The sequence below is a fragment of the Lysinibacillus antri genome (assembly GCF_003977595.1).
GTDB lineage: Bacteria > Bacillota > Bacilli > Bacillales_A > Planococcaceae > Ureibacillus > Ureibacillus antri.
In genome coordinates this window covers 13543-31051 of the sequence record NZ_RYYR01000020.1, presented here as the reverse complement: position 1 = coordinate 31051, position 17509 = coordinate 13543, and the positions used below count along the sequence as shown (strand labels likewise).

The following is a 17509-nucleotide window of genomic DNA, read 5'->3' as shown; positions in this document are numbered from 1 at the left end:
GAAACTGTTCATTATTTCTTCTACATTATATACGTCTATAAAATGCATTTTTTATTAGTATCGCATTAAGAGAGATTGAAGGCTATTGGTTAACCCCTCATGTAACAAACTTTCATCAAAAAACGCCAAAATCTCATCACATTAAGGATTTTGACGTTCTTCAAATATAAAATTTTAACAACCCTAACATAGTTAAAAGGCATTCAGATTGTTCACCATTCTGAATGCCTCATGCCTATAAAACTATGAAGCTGCTTCTCTTTTATCTTTACGAATCCACGCAATCACTACAGCAATAATTAAGGCAAAACCTAGGTAGCCCATTGTTGAATACACTTTTCCAACTAATGTCGTAAAACCAACTAAGCTTGCGACAAATCCTACTAAGCCTACTACAATAATTGTTGGCTTAAATACTTTTTGATCTGGTGCTACGAAGCGAACCGTAAAGGCATAGAACATCCCTACCGCTGTATTATACATCATCCCAAGCAATGCAATCGCCATTAACACCCCAACTGCTGGATGGATTTGTTTTGCTAACTCTAGTGTAGGCATATCTACACCAGCAACAACGTCCATTTTCACAAACATCGTTAAGTTGATTAAAATGATTAATACCCCTAACATGACTCCACCTAAAATACCACCAACACCGGCTACTTTGCGATCTTTTTCCGTACCGCCCATTACGATTAATAGGGCTGCTCCTGCTGCAAGATTATACGATACATAAAGTAATGCACCCATGAACCAGTTTGAAGCAGCACTTGCTTGATCTTTGGCAATTGCATTCGCCTCTGAGAAAGAAATATCCATCGTAAATAATGAGTAGGTTAAGATAACGAAAATAACAACCATTAAATAGGGTGTAATGATCGCTATTAAATTCATAATATTTTTCACATTTAATAGAAGTGTTGCGATTGTTAATACGACCATGATAATACTACCAATCATCGGATCAATGCCAAACATTTGATCAAATGTAGAGCCAGCACCTGCGAACATAACTACGGCTACTCCGAATAGGAAGAAGGTAATTAGGAAGTCTAGTACTATCCCAATATAACGACCGCCAATATAGTAAATAACCCCTTTATGTGATGTTGTTTGTAATTTTGAACCAAGTTGCGCTAACGTCATCCCTAAAAATGCAAAGGCAATCGTTGCAATGATCCCCCCAATTAGCCCCATAAGACCAAAGCTTGTAAAATACTGCATGATTTCTTGACCAGAAGCAAAGCCAGCACCGACAATTAGACCGACAAATGCACCACCAATTTGTAAACTTTTCTTCATATATTCACCTGCTATTATTTTTTATTAAAGTGTTTAAAAATTCTGAAATATATAGTTTTAATAATTCCTTAAGCATCATCAATTCGATGCTTAAGGAACGGACATTATTTATATGTTTTTTTGTCAACTGTATAAGATTCAACTGTTTCTATGTTTACTTTGTAGCCGATTCCTGCCGTCTGTGGAACTTGAATGTAGCCATTTTCCGCTACTACTTCTGGCTCGATAATATCTTTTTCCCAATAACGATTCGAGCTTGCTGTATCCCCTGGTAAAATAAAGTTTGATAGTGTTGTTAACGCTACGTTATGTGCGCGGCCAATACCAGACTCTAGCATACCCCCACACCAAACTGGAATCCCCTTCGACTCACAGTAGTCATGAATTTTCTTTGCCTCCGTTAGACCGCCAACTCGACCAATTTTAATGTTAATAATTTTCGTTGCACCAAGCTCTACTGCTTTACGCGCATCCTCAAGCGAATGAATACTTTCATCTAAGCAAATCGGTGTTGTCATTTGTTTTTGTAATGACGCATGATCAATAATGTCATCCGACGCTAAAGGCTGTTCAACCATTGTTAACCCGAATTCATCTAATTGTTTTAACAATTCAGCATCGCTAAGTCGATATGCTGAGTTTGCATCTGCCATAATTGCAACATCCGGGAATTTTTCACGTAATGTACGCATCACATCGATATCCCAACCTGGCTTAATTTTCACTTTAATTCGTTTGTATCCTTCTTTTACATACTCATCAACTAAGGCTACTAAATCATTAATGCTTTTTTGAATACCAATACTAATTCCCACTTCAATCTTGTCTTTTTTACCGCCAAGTGCAGATGCTAACGATTGATTTGTTTGCTGTGCGTAAATGTCCCAAACAGCACCTTCAATTGTTGATTTCGCCATATTGTTTTTGCGAATTGGCTCGAAAATTTCATTGACCTCATCTGGATGAGCGATTTCTTTATTTAAAATAAGTGGAATTAAAAAATCCTCAAGCATGTGCCAGTTCGTTTTTAAAGTTTCTTCATTATACCAAGGTGAGTGAAAGGCTACGGATTCTCCCCAACCAATTGTCCCGTCTTCATCTTTTGCTTCTAAAAGTAAAAAATCTTTATTTGTAAATGTACCGAAACTTGTTGTGAACGGTGCTTTTAATTTCATTTGTAAGTGACGAATTGTGATTTCAGTGATTTTCATGTTAGTTCCCTCCAAGTGCCAATGAATCTTTTTTTACAAAAATATAGTTATTCCATTGCTCGTTCTTTTGAATTCGGACTGCGGTATAGCCTGCTGCAAATACGGATTCGAATACTTTACGCGATTCCATTCGCCACTGCATTGCATGTTCTTGACTTGTTGCTTTTAAACTTTGAAAATCTAAAGGAACAGGTAGTGAATAGACTTTTGCTGTTAGACTTTCAAGTGACGCAATTTTTAATAGTGGTAAACCAGCTTCGTCAAAGATGAGCTCTCCAAGTGGTTGTGGATTTTCAATGATCGGATCAATTTGCTTTTCCACGTACTCGCTCTTTAAATACCAATGAACTTCAAAACGATCTGATGGTAAGCCTTTATTAAAACCGTCTTGCATTTCCCCATAGCAATTTTCAATATATGTATGACAAATGCCGTTCAGCTTTGTGAGATTTAAATAACCGTTACGTGTTTCAAGTGGGTCATATGTCCACTGCATGACATCATAACCCTTCTTAATAGCAATGGTGCGTTGCGCGTGTTTTAGCTGTTCGCCTATTTGCTTTGAACGATATGTTTCATCAATCCCAAGCATATGTGAACATAAATATGCTTTGCCGTTTTTGTATCCTGCAAAACCATAACTAAACCCAACAAGCTTATTCCCATCATAGGCTCCAACCATAATTCCACCATTTTTTACTGCCGTTAACGTTTGATGGACAGGAATTGGATCGATACCCCAAACATGCTTTTCAAGTTGTTGTACCTGCTCCATTTCTTCTAATGTTGTTAATTCTTTGATTTCTATCATGCTTAATCTCTTCTTTCTACGTGCTGTAATGCAATAAGGAGCGCTTTTGTAATAATCTGTGCCCCGACAGGTAATTGTTGTCGGTTAAATGTCATTTGTGGATGATGAAGCCCTGGTGTTACGCCACATCCAAGACCAAGCATTGTCGTTTTTAAGTGTGGGTTGGCATAGGAATAAAAATGAAAGTCCTCTCCACCAGGTGTAATCACATCTGCAGCACAATGTTCTTCACCAATCGTTTCAATAATTGCCTGCTTCATTATGGCTTTTGCATCATCATCAACTTGAGCAGCTACAATATGAACATCAACATTTGCTGTAATCGTTGCACCGTATAATGTGCTGACCGCTTCAACTGCCCTCTCAAACCCTAACGTTAAGGCGTCCATTGTTGCGTTCGTTTGTGCACGAGTATCAATACTAAAAGTGGCAGAACCTGGAATAATATTCGTCGATGTACCACCTGCTTGAAGCTGTGTCATTTTAATTGAACCGGACTCTGTTGGACTAATCCAAATACGTTTTAGCGCATCAACTAAAGCAGCCGCAACCTCAATCGCATTAATTCCTTGCTCAGGTCTTGCACCATGCGCATCTACTCCGGTAATCGTACCTGTATAGAGCTTTGCCGCGCCGTGATAGAGTGCTGGTGAATGTGCACCATCCGGGAGTTCAACAAGTGGACGAACATGCACACCAAATAAATATTGTAATGAATCGACTACACCTTTTTCGGCAATGGCCATTGCCCCTCCAGCTTTCTCTTCAGCTGGCTGAAAAATTAGGCGAACAGCACCTGGCAATGAATCCTTCTGTTCGTTTAATAGTAGTGCAACACCAATTGCCATGGTCATATGTCCATCATGTCCACAGGAGTGATTTGCTTTAAACTCTCCATCGACTTCTTGCCATAATGCATCGATATCTGTACGGAATCCAACTTTAGGCACCCCTTGACCAATATCAACGTAAAGACCTGTCATATCCTCGAATGTATGGGGCGTCAATCCTTGTTCCTTAAGAAAATTTTCTAAGTAGGCCGTGGTATTTATCTCTTCCCAGCTTATTTCTGGATTTGTATGTAAATACGTAAACACCTGTTGCATACGCTCTGTTAATTGTTGTTCTGCCATTTCAATCAACTCCATCGATTTGCAATAAAACTATTTTGGAAATCATCATATTTTACACGTTGCTGATTATAGTACTCCACATCATGAGACATAATCCCAACGACAAGTGTATTTAAAAATGCAATTAGTGCAGGCATCATATCAATTGTCGATAATTCAGGTTGCTGTAATATAAAGGCTTCATTTGCAAATGCATGAATTGGTGCGACATTTGAATCGGTAATCGCAACTGTATAAACACCGCGCTTTACAAATTCTTCAGCGATTTGAATCGGTTCTTTATAATAGCGATGCAATGAAATAACAATCACAATAGATGTTTCGTCTACTTCTTGTAGTGTGCGAATCAGCATGCCCGTTTCTGTTTGAACTAGCTTCACATTGGGACGAAGCATATTTAATGTAAACTGAAACCATTGCGCTGCAAAACTTGATGCCCCTTCTCCAATTAAATAGATGCTTTTTGCTTCATGAAATTTTTTCGTTGTTTCATGAAATTGGTTAGGATCAATTTTTTCAGCAATTCTGACAATTTGATTACTAGTTTGCCCCATCACTTTTTCACAAAGCTGTTTTTCCTTAAAAAGCTCTTCTTTTGATGAAACATAATTGCCTAATGTACTATTCGTGTTGTGCTCAAATAAATACATTGTTAGTTCCTTTTGTAACTGGGCATAACCATTTAATCCAATCGCATAGCAAAAACGAATAACAGTCGTCTCACTTGTACCGGCGAGCTTTCCTACTTCTGCAGCCGAATGAACGCCTACATAAGTTGGATTATTTAATACAAAGTTCGCCACCTTTTGCTGAGACTTCGTGATCGAATTATAATGTTGTTCAACTCGTTCTTTAATCGTTCCCATACAGTTTAAGAAGCCCCCACTTTATTTTTTATTCATTTGAAGTTTAGACTTCATAAATATATTTAGTAATTTAACATTTATAAAAAGTGCGCGCAACAAATTTTCTGAAATTTCCTTGTATTCACTTTTTTCAATTTAATATCAATTAAGGATGAAAGCATTTTAAAAGATAAAAAAGCAATACTAAGCTAGCATTTTTGTTCATAAAAAGATCAAATGAAATATTGATAGGAAATTAACATAAATTTCTACTTTTCCAATAATAACGTCAAATAATTAGCTATTTTCACTCAGGTAAACCATACTCTTGAGATGTGTAAAATCTTTTAAAAAGAAAGAGACATCCAAAAATGACTTTTCGGATGTCCCCCTACAGCTATTCATTACACTAGGGTTACTAATGGACAGCTTTCGTCACTGGCCCATTCATTCATAGAGCCATCATATACCGCCACATTTTCTTGTCCAAGTTTGTTTAATAAAAGGGCATTCCACGTTGCTGCAATCCCGCCACCACAATAGGTAATGACCTTTTTGTTCGGATCTAAAGCACCTAACTTTTCGAAAGTTGCACGGAGCGTTTCATCATCGAAAAGTAATCGTGTTTCAGGATTTGAGTGTGAGCCGAAAAAGGCATGCTTACTCCCTGGAATATGACCAGGGCGTGGGTACGTTGTCGTTTCGCCGCGGAAATCAGCCTCTGACAGACTATTAATTAATATAATGTCTTCCTTACCTAATGCCGCTTTCACATCTTCTTTTGAAACGATTAAATGTTCGCGACGCTGACCTGGGAATGGAGCAGGCGAATATTCAGAAACCCCAGACTCTGTTGGACGCCCATCCAGTTTCCACTTACGGAAGCCGCCGTCTAATACGGCAACATTGTCAAAGCCTTCATATTTTAACTGCCAACGTAACCGCGCTGACCAATCCGATGCTAAAATATCTACATTCACAAGCGGACCACGATCGTAAATTACGACATACGTATCCTCTGTTATTCCAAGTGATTCAACCGCTTTTAAAAATTGCTCGCGTGTAGCAATGGTAAAGGGTGCTTTGCCATTTGGGTCTGTGAAATCTTTTAAAAGGTCTGCATAAGCTGCGCCTGGAATATGCTCCTCCTTGTATGCTTCAAATCCAGACCAAAGCTCCGGAAACCCTTCACCCTCTGGAATTTTTAAAAACGTCGTTGCATCAATAAGGCGTAAATTTTTATCCCCAAGACGTGCCTCTAACCAATCCCCATCAACAATAAGTGGAATATGTGTCATCCATTTAACCTCTCTTAAATCATTCTGAATTGCTATGGTTTAGATGGTAGCATATTCATACTTTTTTGCAAAAGATATGGTTTTAATAATCATCCATTATTTGGCCAAGCTTGCCAACGTGTAACTCATTTGATTCATTTCCTCAAATGAAATTTCGTTGTAGTTTAGTTATAAGATTTTAGAAATTCGAACTTTTTAATTTAAGGGCAATTTGTGTAGCACCGTCGCGTTCTGTATAAATGACTTGATTGGACGGAAAAGTATCTTTAATTGCATACATATTGTCATGTGATATAAAGCCTGTACAAACTACGATAAAGTCTTTATCTTTTGCTGCATGCTTAATTCGACTAAAGCTTTCATATCCATCCATTCCCTCAATGTCATAACCATACTGATTAAACTGCTGCCCGTAGTTTTCAAAAAATGCAGGATTTCCTACAATTAAACCCGAACTTTTGATTTCTGGGTGTGCTACAGGTGTAATCGTTTCCTTATTTGTCGAAGCAGACCGTCTAGAAAGTCGTTTCTCTAACGTTTCTTCCTCGATTACTTCTGATTTTACTAGTTCTAAATAGTTGTGCCACTCATCAATTCGTATTGTATCACCAACTGAAATTGTCACGTGTGACGGAATATTTTTGATGATCACAATTTCCCGGCTAAGCTTTTTACCAAAACATACATCATCATTTTCACAAACCGATACTAGTTCGGAACGACCATAGAAACTGGATAATTTATAAAATGCTCCAGAAAAAGTGCGAATGATATTGTGATCAATCGTCGTAATCAATTGCCCATCCTGCAACTCTTCTGCATTACTAAAGGTTATAAAGCTTTCCTCTTTCGTAAAAGCGTTCGTTACGACTGCCCCCGTCGGCAACACCTTCTGCACAAAATACGGCTCATGCTTTTTTAACTTTATCGACTCCTCGAATAAATCTAACTGCAGTCGTTGCTTCTTATAAAAACGAATGAGCTCGTTCTCACTATTAAACGATACAATTTGTCCATCACGTAGCTGAATAGACGGCTCATGCGTAATCGCCTTCAGTGTCCCATTACTATAAACATACGGCAGGTCATCTTTCATTTTAACTACACTAAAATTGAAAGCTTGTCCGTGTAATGAACCATCTAAAAAATCCGGATAATCTTGCACATATTGAAAATCGGATGTTACTTGAACAAATTGCCCATCCGCCAAATAAATGTGCACTGGAATACCAGAAATCCGTTCCTCCTTGCCATCTCCTAAATGGATATAATGACCTTCCTTTGAAACAGAAACATAACCAAATAAATTACTAGCGAGCTCTTGCTTTGGTCTTAGTGCTTTTTGTTCTTCACAAACTATGAGGAAAAACTCAAAAAATTCACGAATTTGCTGTTCTTCTACTTCGTTTATATTTTGAATAAGCTCTCGACCTAGCTCCAACCACTGTGGAATCGTTTCAATTTTAGGTTGCTCTGTAATCTTTAATAGTGGCTGCAATTTTTTCTGTAGCGTGCTATTGTCTTGTTTTAATTTCTTAATTTCTTGATCCAGTCTAGACTCATCACGTGATTTTTCTTGCTCTAACCGTTTATATCTTAAATGAAGGCTTTTAAGATTTTCTGTCAATTGTTCTAGTTCAGGATTGCTTAGTTGCTCCATAATTTGCTTTGGTGGCGCTTTTATCTCTTTTTGCTGTTTTTTCAACTCTGCTTGTTGCTTTTTTAGTTCTTTATTGAGTTCTTTTTGCTTCTCTAACTTCTCAACTGTTTCCTCTAATTTCGCTTTGTTGGATGCTGCTGATTTTTCATCGCGTTCACGTTTACTCGAAACATATAATAAATAATTGCTCGATACGATGCGATAAAATTGTTGTCTTAATTGAGCATAGTAGGTCGATATGTTATATTCAATCTCTTCATCCTGCTCACTCGTGTACGCATCTTCTAAAAATCGGAATAATTTATAATACGAAATGACCGCCTGTATAGAAGTAGCAAGAGGATTCGTCAACACTTTCATAAATGCATTCGTTCTCTCATCATCTAAACATGTCGCCAGTAATAGTTGAATATGCTCAGGAATCGTTTCATCCAATTTCGCTTTTATTTTAAATATTTCTAAACGCTTCATTGCTTCATCATCAAGTAAACGAATGACCATTAATACATGAGGAGAAATGCTCTTTTTCTCTCCATTTACATCATGAAATTGAATGCCATCGTTACTATCAATCCGTTCTGACGTAAATGGAATGGATTCGCCGTCATAATTATCAAATGAAAACCAACTCGCTTTACCTTCCGTTTCATATGTTGCTATTCTAAAATAATCTGCTATTTCATAGATAAAGTGATTACTGCTTTTCTTTGAAAAAAATGTACAAACCTCGTCAAAAACTTTCGTAAACTGTGATGGTTTCAACTTAAGATGCGAATACTTTTTGAGTGCAGTTTCCCATTTTTTACGATCATTTAATGTTTCAAAAAAGTTAGGGTCCCTTTCCTCAAATTGTTCAATAAGCGAATGAAATAATAAAATCGCCTCTTGCGGAAGCTCCTTTAATAAATGCTCCAAGGAAAAATGAATATTCGCAAAAAATAAAATATCTGGCTTTGTGAAACCCCTTTCATTATTTGTTGGATAATGTGCTTTCATTTGTACTGTTGTCATTAAACTCTCTCCCCTTTTATATAGCAAACTTACAACTTCTGAAAGATACAGAAATCTTCCGTATTGTAATCATAACAAATTCATGGGGTATACTATGTAATTTTATGGATGTTTGTTGTAGATTTTATGGAGGAAGATTGAGAAAAGATTCCCAAAGAAAGTCATAAAAAGAGCGATCACAGATTTTCAGTTTCCACTGAACTTCTGTAATCGCTTCGTTCAATTGATAGATGCTTATTTTTTACCTCCACGCGACCATAACATAACTGGAATGAGGAATAAGGATAAAAGCCCGCCAATTAATGATAACGTTAAATAGCTTGACCCTGCTACAACCATTCCAGATAATACGCCACCAGCAGCCCCCGACAATGCAATCAAAACATCTACAGTTCCTTGAGTTTTCGCTCGTGTAGAAATGTCCGTTGAATCCACAATAAGCGCTGTCCCACTGATCAACCCAAAATTCCACCCTAATCCTAGTAAAGAAAGCGCAATTACTAGAAACACCATCGAATCGCCTGATGCAAATGCGGCGGTTAAACCTGCTAGAAGCAATGTCGTTCCAGAAGCAATCGCCATCGCGGTACGCCCTAACTTATCAACAAGGATGCCTGTCACTAAGGAAGGAAGATACATAGCACCTATATGAAACCCAATGACTAGACCTATTGCGCCCAAGTCATGCCCGTGATGTCTCATATGAACAGGTGTCATGGTCATAATGGCTACCATAACAATCTGAGTAAGAACCATAATCGTAGCCCCAACGATTACGCCTCTTTTGTTTTGTATTTTTTCAGTTGTTGGCAAATCTACGTTACTACTAGTCTGTGGGTTCGTTGCCTCGATCATTCTAGCGATCACCAACGGATCTGGACGAAGCATGATGAAAAGAACAACACCTGCTAAAATATATGCGGTTGCGGCTAAAATGAATGGGCCTGCGAGTGATGGAACACCGATAGAAAGAGCAAAATTCCCCATCACATTCACTAAATTAGGACCTGCAACGGCACCAAATGTTGTAAAGACCATTGTAGTACTAATCGCTGTTGCGCGCTGTTTACTATTCGCTAAGTCCGTCCCTGCATAACGAGCTTGTAAATTTGTGGCTGTTCCTGCACCATAAATAAGTAGGGATAGAAATAATAAGAAAATACTATTTACGATGGCGGCCATGATCACACCTATTGCGCCAAGCCCACCGATTAGAAAACCTGTTGTTAGTCCGATTCGGCGACCAAACCTTTGCGAAAGTCGCCCAACCATTAATGCTGCCCCTGCTGACCCTAACGTAAATAAAGCTGTAGGAACGCCCGCATAAGCATCCGTCCCAAGCATTTGTTGAGCAATCAGTGCCCCCACTGTAACACCCGCTGCTAGTCCCGCACCACCAAAAATTTGCGAAACACTCACAACGAATAACGTCCGCTTATATAACGCTTTCTGTTTTTCTGAAGAAAGAATATCGCTTTGTACCGAAGTCGTTTCGACATCCAGCACTTCTTCACGATTTTTTTGCACCATAATCTACTCTACCTTTCTAGAAAAAACTTAAATTTTCCAACTAGATTTGAATTATCATAACATGAATTTCTAGAAATGATATAGGTTGTGACTTTTAGATCTATGCTATTTTAATTGCTAAATGTCAAATGCAAACAATATGCTATTTTCTTGTTTATCTCGACACAAGATGAGTTAAGTGATAAAATCAAACACTCAATAGTCCTAAATATCCATCAAATAGAAAATGAAATACAATCTGTTTGATACTCATAAATATAAATAGTAGGTGATCGAATTTGCGCTTTAAGAAAAGTATCCCGAATCTAATAACTTTAGGTAATCTGTATTGCGGTTTTCTTTCCATTGGATTTGCTGCAAATGGTCATTTTAAAAATGCCGCGATTTTAATTATCATTGGGATGATGCTAGACAGTATGGACGGAAGATTAGCTAGAATTTTAAACGCTGATAGTACTTTAGGAAAAGAACTAGATTCATTAGCAGACATTGTTACATTCGGCGTCGCTCCATCTTTTCTAATTTATTATACTTATTTTTATCAATTTGGATTACTCGGCATGGCGATTGCTGGACTATTCCCATTGTTCGGGGCATTTCGATTGGCAAGATTTAATATAAGCTCGAATAAAACATCTATAAATTATTTTGTTGGTGTACCCATTACGGCAGCAGGTGGAATTTTAGCAGTACTTACATTATTTAATTATCACATTCCTAATATTGTGATCGCCGTAATCTTTACAGCGCTTTGCTTTTTAATGGTTAGTAAGCTTCGAATTCCTAGCTTAAAAGAAGTGCCATTACCGAAGTACGGCACAATTGTTACGATCTTTTTTGGTTGTTTATTATTCGTTATTTATAAAGGAACTTATGGAAAGTTTCCTTATCTACTTTATTTTGCAGTACCAACTTATATCTTCTACTTATGCTATCAATTACTAAAAAAGATAAAAAATCGATAGTAGAATTAAAACCCATTTCCATTAAAACACGTAGCATATTTTAAGTTGTAGAGTAAAGGGGGGGAACGGATGAAACTAAAACGTAAAATAAAATATTATCTAATTCGCCTATTTCGATTGAAATCAAGCCCACATCAAGTAGCATTGGGTCTTTCGATAGGGCTAATACCAAACTGGCTGCCTACATTTGGGGTAGGCCCTCTCCTGTCAGTGGGTCTAGCTAAACTAGTGAAAGCGAACACAGTTGCAGCCTTTATAGGTGGGATTATTGGAACACTGATTTGGCCACTGCTGTTCATATTAAATTATCAGGTGGGAAGCTTTCTATTAAATCGACATACTAAAATCGATGAACCTGAAGAAGTTGTATACATAGATGCAATTCAACATACCGTTGAAGGAGTAGTGGATGGCTTTCATTCTAGTGGCTTCTTATTTCTAACGGGAGCAGCGATCAATATCCTGATCTCCTCCCTCTTAAGTTACTTTATTATGTATTTCCTATTTAAAAAGTATAACTTGCAGATTTTAAATAAAATTAGTAGCCGAAAATATTCCAATAAGATTTCCCTTAGAGAATAGCCAACAATACCCATACTCGATAATTACATATATAAAATATGAACCTTCCATCTCGAACTTTGATTGGAAGGTTCATATTTTACACAATTTCAACTTATTCAATTTTCCATGCTCGACTCCAAACCACTTCCTACAAATGTCCATCTGGTTCTAAGCGTTTATGAAAGCAACTATCTCACAAATGTAATAAAATCAACATTCACCGGTTCACTTCCACTTGCTCGAAGTCGTGAGTTAATTTGTCCTCGATGATATTGTCCATGTAAGGCTACATGGGTTAAAACATCACGTACGGAATTCTCAAACTGTGTGCCCTTACTATTTTTGTAACATATTATTTTATCCAGATTTGCTTCCTTAAGAAATGTTGTTAAACCCTCTTCATTCTGTTTCACAAGTTCCGCACAGCCTTCTAAACCGATATCTGACCAAATAGGCAAATGTGAACTATCCACTCCTTGTAATCGCGTCAGCCATACTTTTTCGGCAAATAATATATGAGAAAATAAACGAATGACCTCCTCATCTTTACTACTTTCTAATGCTTCAAGAATACGCTGATTTGCCCAATGTAAATGATCATACATCTTTTGAATCGTTTTCAATTGAATTTCCCCCACTATTTATCCTTAATAATACTTTCCTCAATTGCTTTCGTAATCGCTGAAGAACGATTTTTTACGTTTAATTTGGAATAAATATTAGAAATATAGTTTTTGACAGTACCTAAAGATAAAAACATTCTCTCGGAAATCGCCTTATTGGAAAGACCTTGTGCTAAAAATTTTAAAACTTTTAATTCCTGTTGATTTAAATCATAGGCATTTTCATTTGAGGTATGCTCTATTGTATCTTTTACCTGACTATGGTGGATTGACTGGAACACTTCTTTTGCTAGCTCTTGTGGAATTAATGACCCGCCATGATAAACCATTTTAATTCCATCAACTAAAAACTGAGGATCCACTGCTTTTAAAATATACCCTTCTGCACCTGCATTCAAAGCATTCATGACGTGTGTAATATCTTGGAAAGTTGTTAAGATAATGACCTTTATATGCGGCATTTGACTTTTTATTACTTCTGTTGCTTTTACTCCGTCCATTACTGGCATTTGAATATCCATTAACACAATGTCAGGATTGTCCCATTCACATAGTTGAATGGCTTCTTCTCCATTTGCCGCCATTCCAATAATTCGAATATCCGAAATGCTTTCCAAAACGATTTTCAAACTTTTTCTTATTAATTCTTGATCTTCTACGATCATTGCATTAATCATTACACACTACTTCCTTTGCTAGAGGGATTGAACATCGTAGTTCTGTCCCTTTATTCCTTTCTGATTCAATGACCACCGTACCATTTAACGCTGTAATTCGGTCCTTCATTCCTTGTAAACCGAACCCTAAATTTAGAGAATCCATGCCGATTCCATTATCTTTTATTTGTAATAGAAGGGACTCCTCCTCAAAGGTTATGGTCACCAAAATTTGTGTTGCCCTCCCATGATTGATTGCGTTCGTTAACCCTTCTTGCAAACAGCGAATGAACGTGAATTTAATCCGCTCTCCTATTTCTCTTTCAGTTCCCTCAATTTCAAAATCGACATTTATTCGGGTATGTTTCATGAATTCCCCAATCACTTGGTAAAAAGATTGGGATAAGGGCACGCGATTTTCAGACGGTGATATTTGATGAATTGTTTTTCGGACATCTCCTAACCCATTGCGAGCAAGATTGACAATTTCCTTAATGCTATTCTCCGCTTCTTCTTGATCTACTTTCATAACAAACGGCAGCGCATCTAAACTTGTAATGACGGAAGTAAAAATATGGCCCACTGTATCATGAAGATCCTGGGAAACCCGATTTCGCTCTTCCATAATCGTCAGCTCTTCTATTCGCTTGGAATATTGTTCTAATGCTTTATTTTTTTCTTGAATCGATTCAATCAACTCTTTATTTTTATTATTTATGACCGTTACCCTACCTAAGCAGAACCCCATCATATAAAAAAGAGAAGTATTAATCATTATTTGTAAAAAGTTTTCTGTGAATTGATTTCCTAACCATGTACCAGTAAGGAAAATAAAGACACTAGTGACCATACCAATCCATAAATATGGACGAACTTGGCAAACATAGGCGATCATAATAAGAGGCAAATATAAGAAATCATAAGCTCCAATAATTTGAAATTGCTTCATCATGTAAAAAAACATACTACCTGTTAGAACAGCTTCGACAATAAAGAAGCTTACAAGTTTTATATATCCCGGGCGATAAAATAGCAGGGGAATCAAATAAATGATCATAAACCAAAGAAAAATTAACCATTTACTCTGATAATCATCCATGTTCTCTATAACCCAACTCGCATTATAGTAAATCCATAACGTACGCATGAAAAATAGAAACGTGTCCAACCAATTCCAAGTTCTCTTATCTAAAGCGACCTGCATGTTTTCACTTCTTTCAACTAATCTATCTTCAATCTACACAAAAATAGTCATATGATAAAGTGACTTTTGGAAAAAAATACATTTAAAATATGACTTCCCTTTATCCATACGACACTTACTCCTCTGACTTTTCACCTATAAACTGAGAACTACCAAATGAATAAAGGATGGATGTAAAATGAAAATTGGATTAATGCGCATTGTCAGCATTTGTGTGATTAATTTTATGCTAAATTATTTATTGCTTTTCCCACTAGGTTTATTTAAGTACATTACAACTCCGGATCTTAAAATGTTTGCCTTAGCCGGTATTGTCGTAAGCGGTATCCCAGCTCTGGCTACCTTACTTTTTTATAAATTAGTGGATCGCAAACAAATTCGCTCACTAGGCTTCCAATTTAAAAGAAAAGATTTATTGTTCTCGTTTGTATCGATTGCAAGCACCATTTTACTTGTTTTGATTATGGGTGTGCTTGCATCAAGTTTAGAGATCGTATCCGCGCATTGGAATAGTGAGGCATTCTCAGAGGTAAGTTTTTATCTTTCTATTATAATGGTATTTGTTGCATGGTTTGTTGCCGCTTTTTATGAGGAAATATTATTTAGAGGATATTTTGTAGCCAATTTAAGCTTTCTTTCAATGAAGAAATTGTATGTAATAACGAGTTTAATTTTCATGGTCTTTCATATTTTTAAAGGTTTGGATCCAATAAGCATTGTATTATTAATGATAATGAGCTGTGTAATGCTCAATGTTTATTTAAAAAGCGGTTCTTTACTTCCTTGTACATTCGCTCATTTAATTTTTAATTTTTCCACATCTCATCTTGTTGGAAGTAGTGATATTGCTATATTAAAATTTGACGGGGATTTGGGATTGTTTAATTTGCTATTTATTGGTTTATATATGATAATCACCATCTTATTAACAACGATATTTTATGAAAAAAAAGAGCCATCCATGATTGTTCACAATACGAAAGTCTTATCATAAGTATAAAAAAGCTTCCAATTATATAATTGGAGGCTTTGTTTTTTTACTAAAGGTGCTAACATAACAGTTACACATAAAAATTAGTAATAACATAAATTCCATACTAATTAAACCAATGGCAAGATCATATGGATACCCGTAAAAACCGATTTGAGTTGGCCTTACCTTTAGCAATAAAAATCCAATTAAAACGATAAGAATGAAACATATGAAACTATAGAAAATCCGCAACCAGCGATATTTGATTGATCTTCTTTTCCTTATGGATCTCACTGAAAAGGCTAAGACAATGAAACTTACGATGAGGATAAATAAAATTGCTAAACCTACTATCTTAAATAGTGGCGGTGCATATTCGGATTCTAACGGCTCATGCCCGAGAAGAATTTGAATCATCCCCATCGCGATTTCTTGTTTTGATTCTGAATTAGACTCACCAATTATCAGCACAACACCTATGTTCTCTTCTGGAAGCATCATAATCGCACTAGACGATCCAATACCATCTCCGCCTTTGTAAAGGATTGTTTGATCAGAATTACTCACTTCAAATCCTCCAATTGTATACTCCCAACCCTTATGCTCGGTTGGAACCACACCTTCATAAGACATTTCTAAAGTGTTCTCACTTAATAAAGGCGATGGACCTAAAGTGGCTGCTACATATTTTGCGAGGTCTAAGCTATTCGTATAAATACCACCTTCTGGATCCTGACTAACTCCAAATGTTTCATAATTTATTAATCTCGTATTTCGAAAACCAAAGAACCAACTATACTCTTTAGCAATGTCTTGAGACGGCTTAAGATCTTGACCAAAAGCCATATTCTCCAAACCTAACACTTGAAATACATTCGTTCTCATATAATCGTAATAGCTCATACCCGTTACGTTTTCAATAATTAAACCAAGTATGTTATAACAAGAATTACAGTATTCGCCCTTCTCACCGGGGTTTGAAGTCATTTCAACTGTACTTAATGCTCTTATTGAGTTTTCCAATGAATTTCGATTATTCTTTTCATCTTCAAAAATTGCTCCGTCTGCTTTAAATCGATCGACACCTGCTGAATGGGTTAATAAATGTTCGATCGTTACTTCTTTTGACTTTTCCTGATCCTTATAAGTAAACCAAGGTAAATAGTTTTGTACCGGATCCTGTAGATTTAATTTCCCTTGTTCATGCAATGTTAAAATCGCAGTTGCAGTAAACGCCTTGGTAACCGATGCAATTGCATAGATCGTTTGGGCAGTTGCCTCTTTTTCCCCTTTCAAATCACTGTAACCGATTCCGCTCGCATCAATCACTTCATTGTTTGCGACAATTGCATAGGAACCACCAACAATTCCAGCTCGTTCAAATTGCTCTTCTACATAAGTCTTTACTTTTTTGAGTGTTTCCTTCGACACTTCATCCGTATTAGCCGAAACTTGACTAGTCAATGAACTAATACAAAGTACGATCGTTAAAAGGAACACAAATCTTCTCCACCATATCTGCCTATTTCCAACAACTTCATTCATCTTTGATCGCCTCTTTCACATGAATTTTTGGCTTCGTTTCTTACCAAAATTAGATGAAAAAAGTCATAAAAAAAAGTGCCTTCCGGATAATGAGAAGTCACTTTAAGGAAAATATGTAGAGTGTTTATTTTCAATAAAATACAAGCGGAAAATTTTCATTTTAGAATTTCATGCTTTT

The 17509-nt window shown here is 36.6% G+C and carries 15 protein-coding genes; 3 read left to right on the top strand and 12 right to left on the bottom strand.

Going from position 1 to position 17509, the window contains the following annotated elements:
* Positions 1–243: 243 nt before the first annotated feature.
* The 8 genes from EK386_RS13910 to EK386_RS13875 all read right to left on the bottom strand — a co-directional run bounded on the left by EK386_RS13910 (position 244) and on the right by EK386_RS13875 (position 10801).
* Positions 244–1302 (bottom strand): YkvI family membrane protein, encoded by a 1059-nt coding sequence (locus tag EK386_RS13910; RefSeq protein ID WP_126659786.1) that lies wholly within the window; start codon positions 1300–1302, stop codon positions 244–246.
* Positions 1303–1406: 104 nt separating this feature from the next.
* The gene (menC, locus tag EK386_RS13905; RefSeq protein WP_126659785.1) at positions 1407–2513 is read right to left on the bottom strand and encodes an o-succinylbenzoate synthase; all 1107 of its coding nucleotides are present in this window, start codon (positions 2511–2513) and stop codon (positions 1407–1409) included.
* A 1-nt stretch (position 2514) separates the two neighbouring features.
* The gene (locus tag EK386_RS13900; RefSeq protein ID WP_126659784.1) at positions 2515–3324 is read right to left on the bottom strand and encodes a GNAT family N-acetyltransferase; all 810 of its coding nucleotides are present in this window, start codon (positions 3322–3324) and stop codon (positions 2515–2517) included.
* 2 nt (positions 3325–3326) lie between these two features.
* Complete coding sequence (locus tag EK386_RS13895; protein WP_126659783.1) at positions 3327–4457, bottom strand: M20 peptidase aminoacylase family protein; 1131 nt, start codon at positions 4455–4457, stop codon at positions 3327–3329.
* A gap of 5 nt (positions 4458–4462) precedes the next feature.
* Positions 4463–5323 (bottom strand): MurR/RpiR family transcriptional regulator, encoded by an 861-nt coding sequence (locus tag EK386_RS13890; protein ID WP_126659782.1) that lies wholly within the window; start codon positions 5321–5323, stop codon positions 4463–4465.
* A 383-nt stretch (positions 5324–5706) separates the two neighbouring features.
* The gene (locus EK386_RS13885) at positions 5707–6600 is read right to left on the bottom strand and encodes a sulfurtransferase (RefSeq protein WP_126659781.1); all 894 of its coding nucleotides are present in this window, start codon (positions 6598–6600) and stop codon (positions 5707–5709) included.
* A 178-nt stretch (positions 6601–6778) separates the two neighbouring features.
* Positions 6779–9271: a hypothetical protein gene (locus EK386_RS13880; RefSeq protein WP_126659780.1), complete on the bottom strand. Its 2493-nt coding sequence runs from the start codon at positions 9269–9271 to the stop codon at positions 6779–6781.
* A gap of 234 nt (positions 9272–9505) precedes the next feature.
* Positions 9506–10801 carry an MFS transporter gene (locus EK386_RS13875; RefSeq protein ID WP_439331237.1) on the bottom strand — a complete coding sequence of 432 codons (1296 nt, stop codon included), beginning with the start codon at positions 10799–10801 and terminating at the stop codon, positions 9506–9508.
* 278 nt (positions 10802–11079) lie between these two features.
* Between EK386_RS13875 and pssA the strand changes: the two genes are divergently transcribed.
* On the top strand, positions 11080–11766 hold the full coding sequence (pssA, locus tag EK386_RS13870; protein ID WP_126659778.1) for a CDP-diacylglycerol--serine O-phosphatidyltransferase: 687 nt from the start codon (positions 11080–11082) through the stop codon (positions 11764–11766).
* A gap of 69 nt (positions 11767–11835) precedes the next feature.
* Positions 11836–12348, top strand: coding sequence for a DUF2062 domain-containing protein (locus EK386_RS13865; protein WP_126659777.1), 513 nt, complete (start codon positions 11836–11838; stop codon positions 12346–12348).
* Between the two features lie 170 nt (positions 12349–12518).
* On the opposite strand, the gene EK386_RS13860 is transcribed toward EK386_RS13865, so the two are convergent.
* The 3 genes from EK386_RS13860 to EK386_RS13850 are packed head-to-tail and all read right to left on the bottom strand — an operon-like array spanning position 12519 to position 14708.
* On the bottom strand, positions 12519–12953 hold the full coding sequence (locus tag EK386_RS13860) for a DinB family protein (RefSeq protein ID WP_126659776.1): 435 nt from the start codon (positions 12951–12953) through the stop codon (positions 12519–12521).
* A gap of 14 nt (positions 12954–12967) precedes the next feature.
* On the bottom strand, positions 12968–13630 hold the full coding sequence (locus EK386_RS13855) for a response regulator transcription factor (RefSeq protein WP_126659775.1): 663 nt from the start codon (positions 13628–13630) through the stop codon (positions 12968–12970).
* Positions 13623–14708 carry a sensor histidine kinase gene (locus EK386_RS13850; RefSeq protein WP_158674431.1) on the bottom strand — a complete coding sequence of 362 codons (1086 nt, stop codon included), beginning with the start codon at positions 14706–14708 and terminating at the stop codon, positions 13623–13625. Before EK386_RS13850 ends, EK386_RS13855 begins: the two co-directional genes overlap by 8 nt.
* Positions 14709–14991: 283 nt before the next feature.
* Between EK386_RS13850 and EK386_RS13845 the strand changes: the two genes are divergently transcribed.
* Positions 14992–15807 carry a CPBP family intramembrane glutamic endopeptidase gene (locus tag EK386_RS13845; protein ID WP_126659773.1) on the top strand — a complete coding sequence of 272 codons (816 nt, stop codon included), beginning with the start codon at positions 14992–14994 and terminating at the stop codon, positions 15805–15807.
* Positions 15808–15825: 18 nt separating this feature from the next.
* Here EK386_RS13845 and EK386_RS13840 read toward each other — a convergent pair whose 3' ends face one another.
* A complete protein-coding gene (locus EK386_RS13840) occupies positions 15826–17331 on the bottom strand; it encodes a serine hydrolase (protein ID WP_126659772.1) in 1506 nt (501 codons plus the stop codon).
* Positions 17332–17509 lie beyond the last annotated feature (178 nt).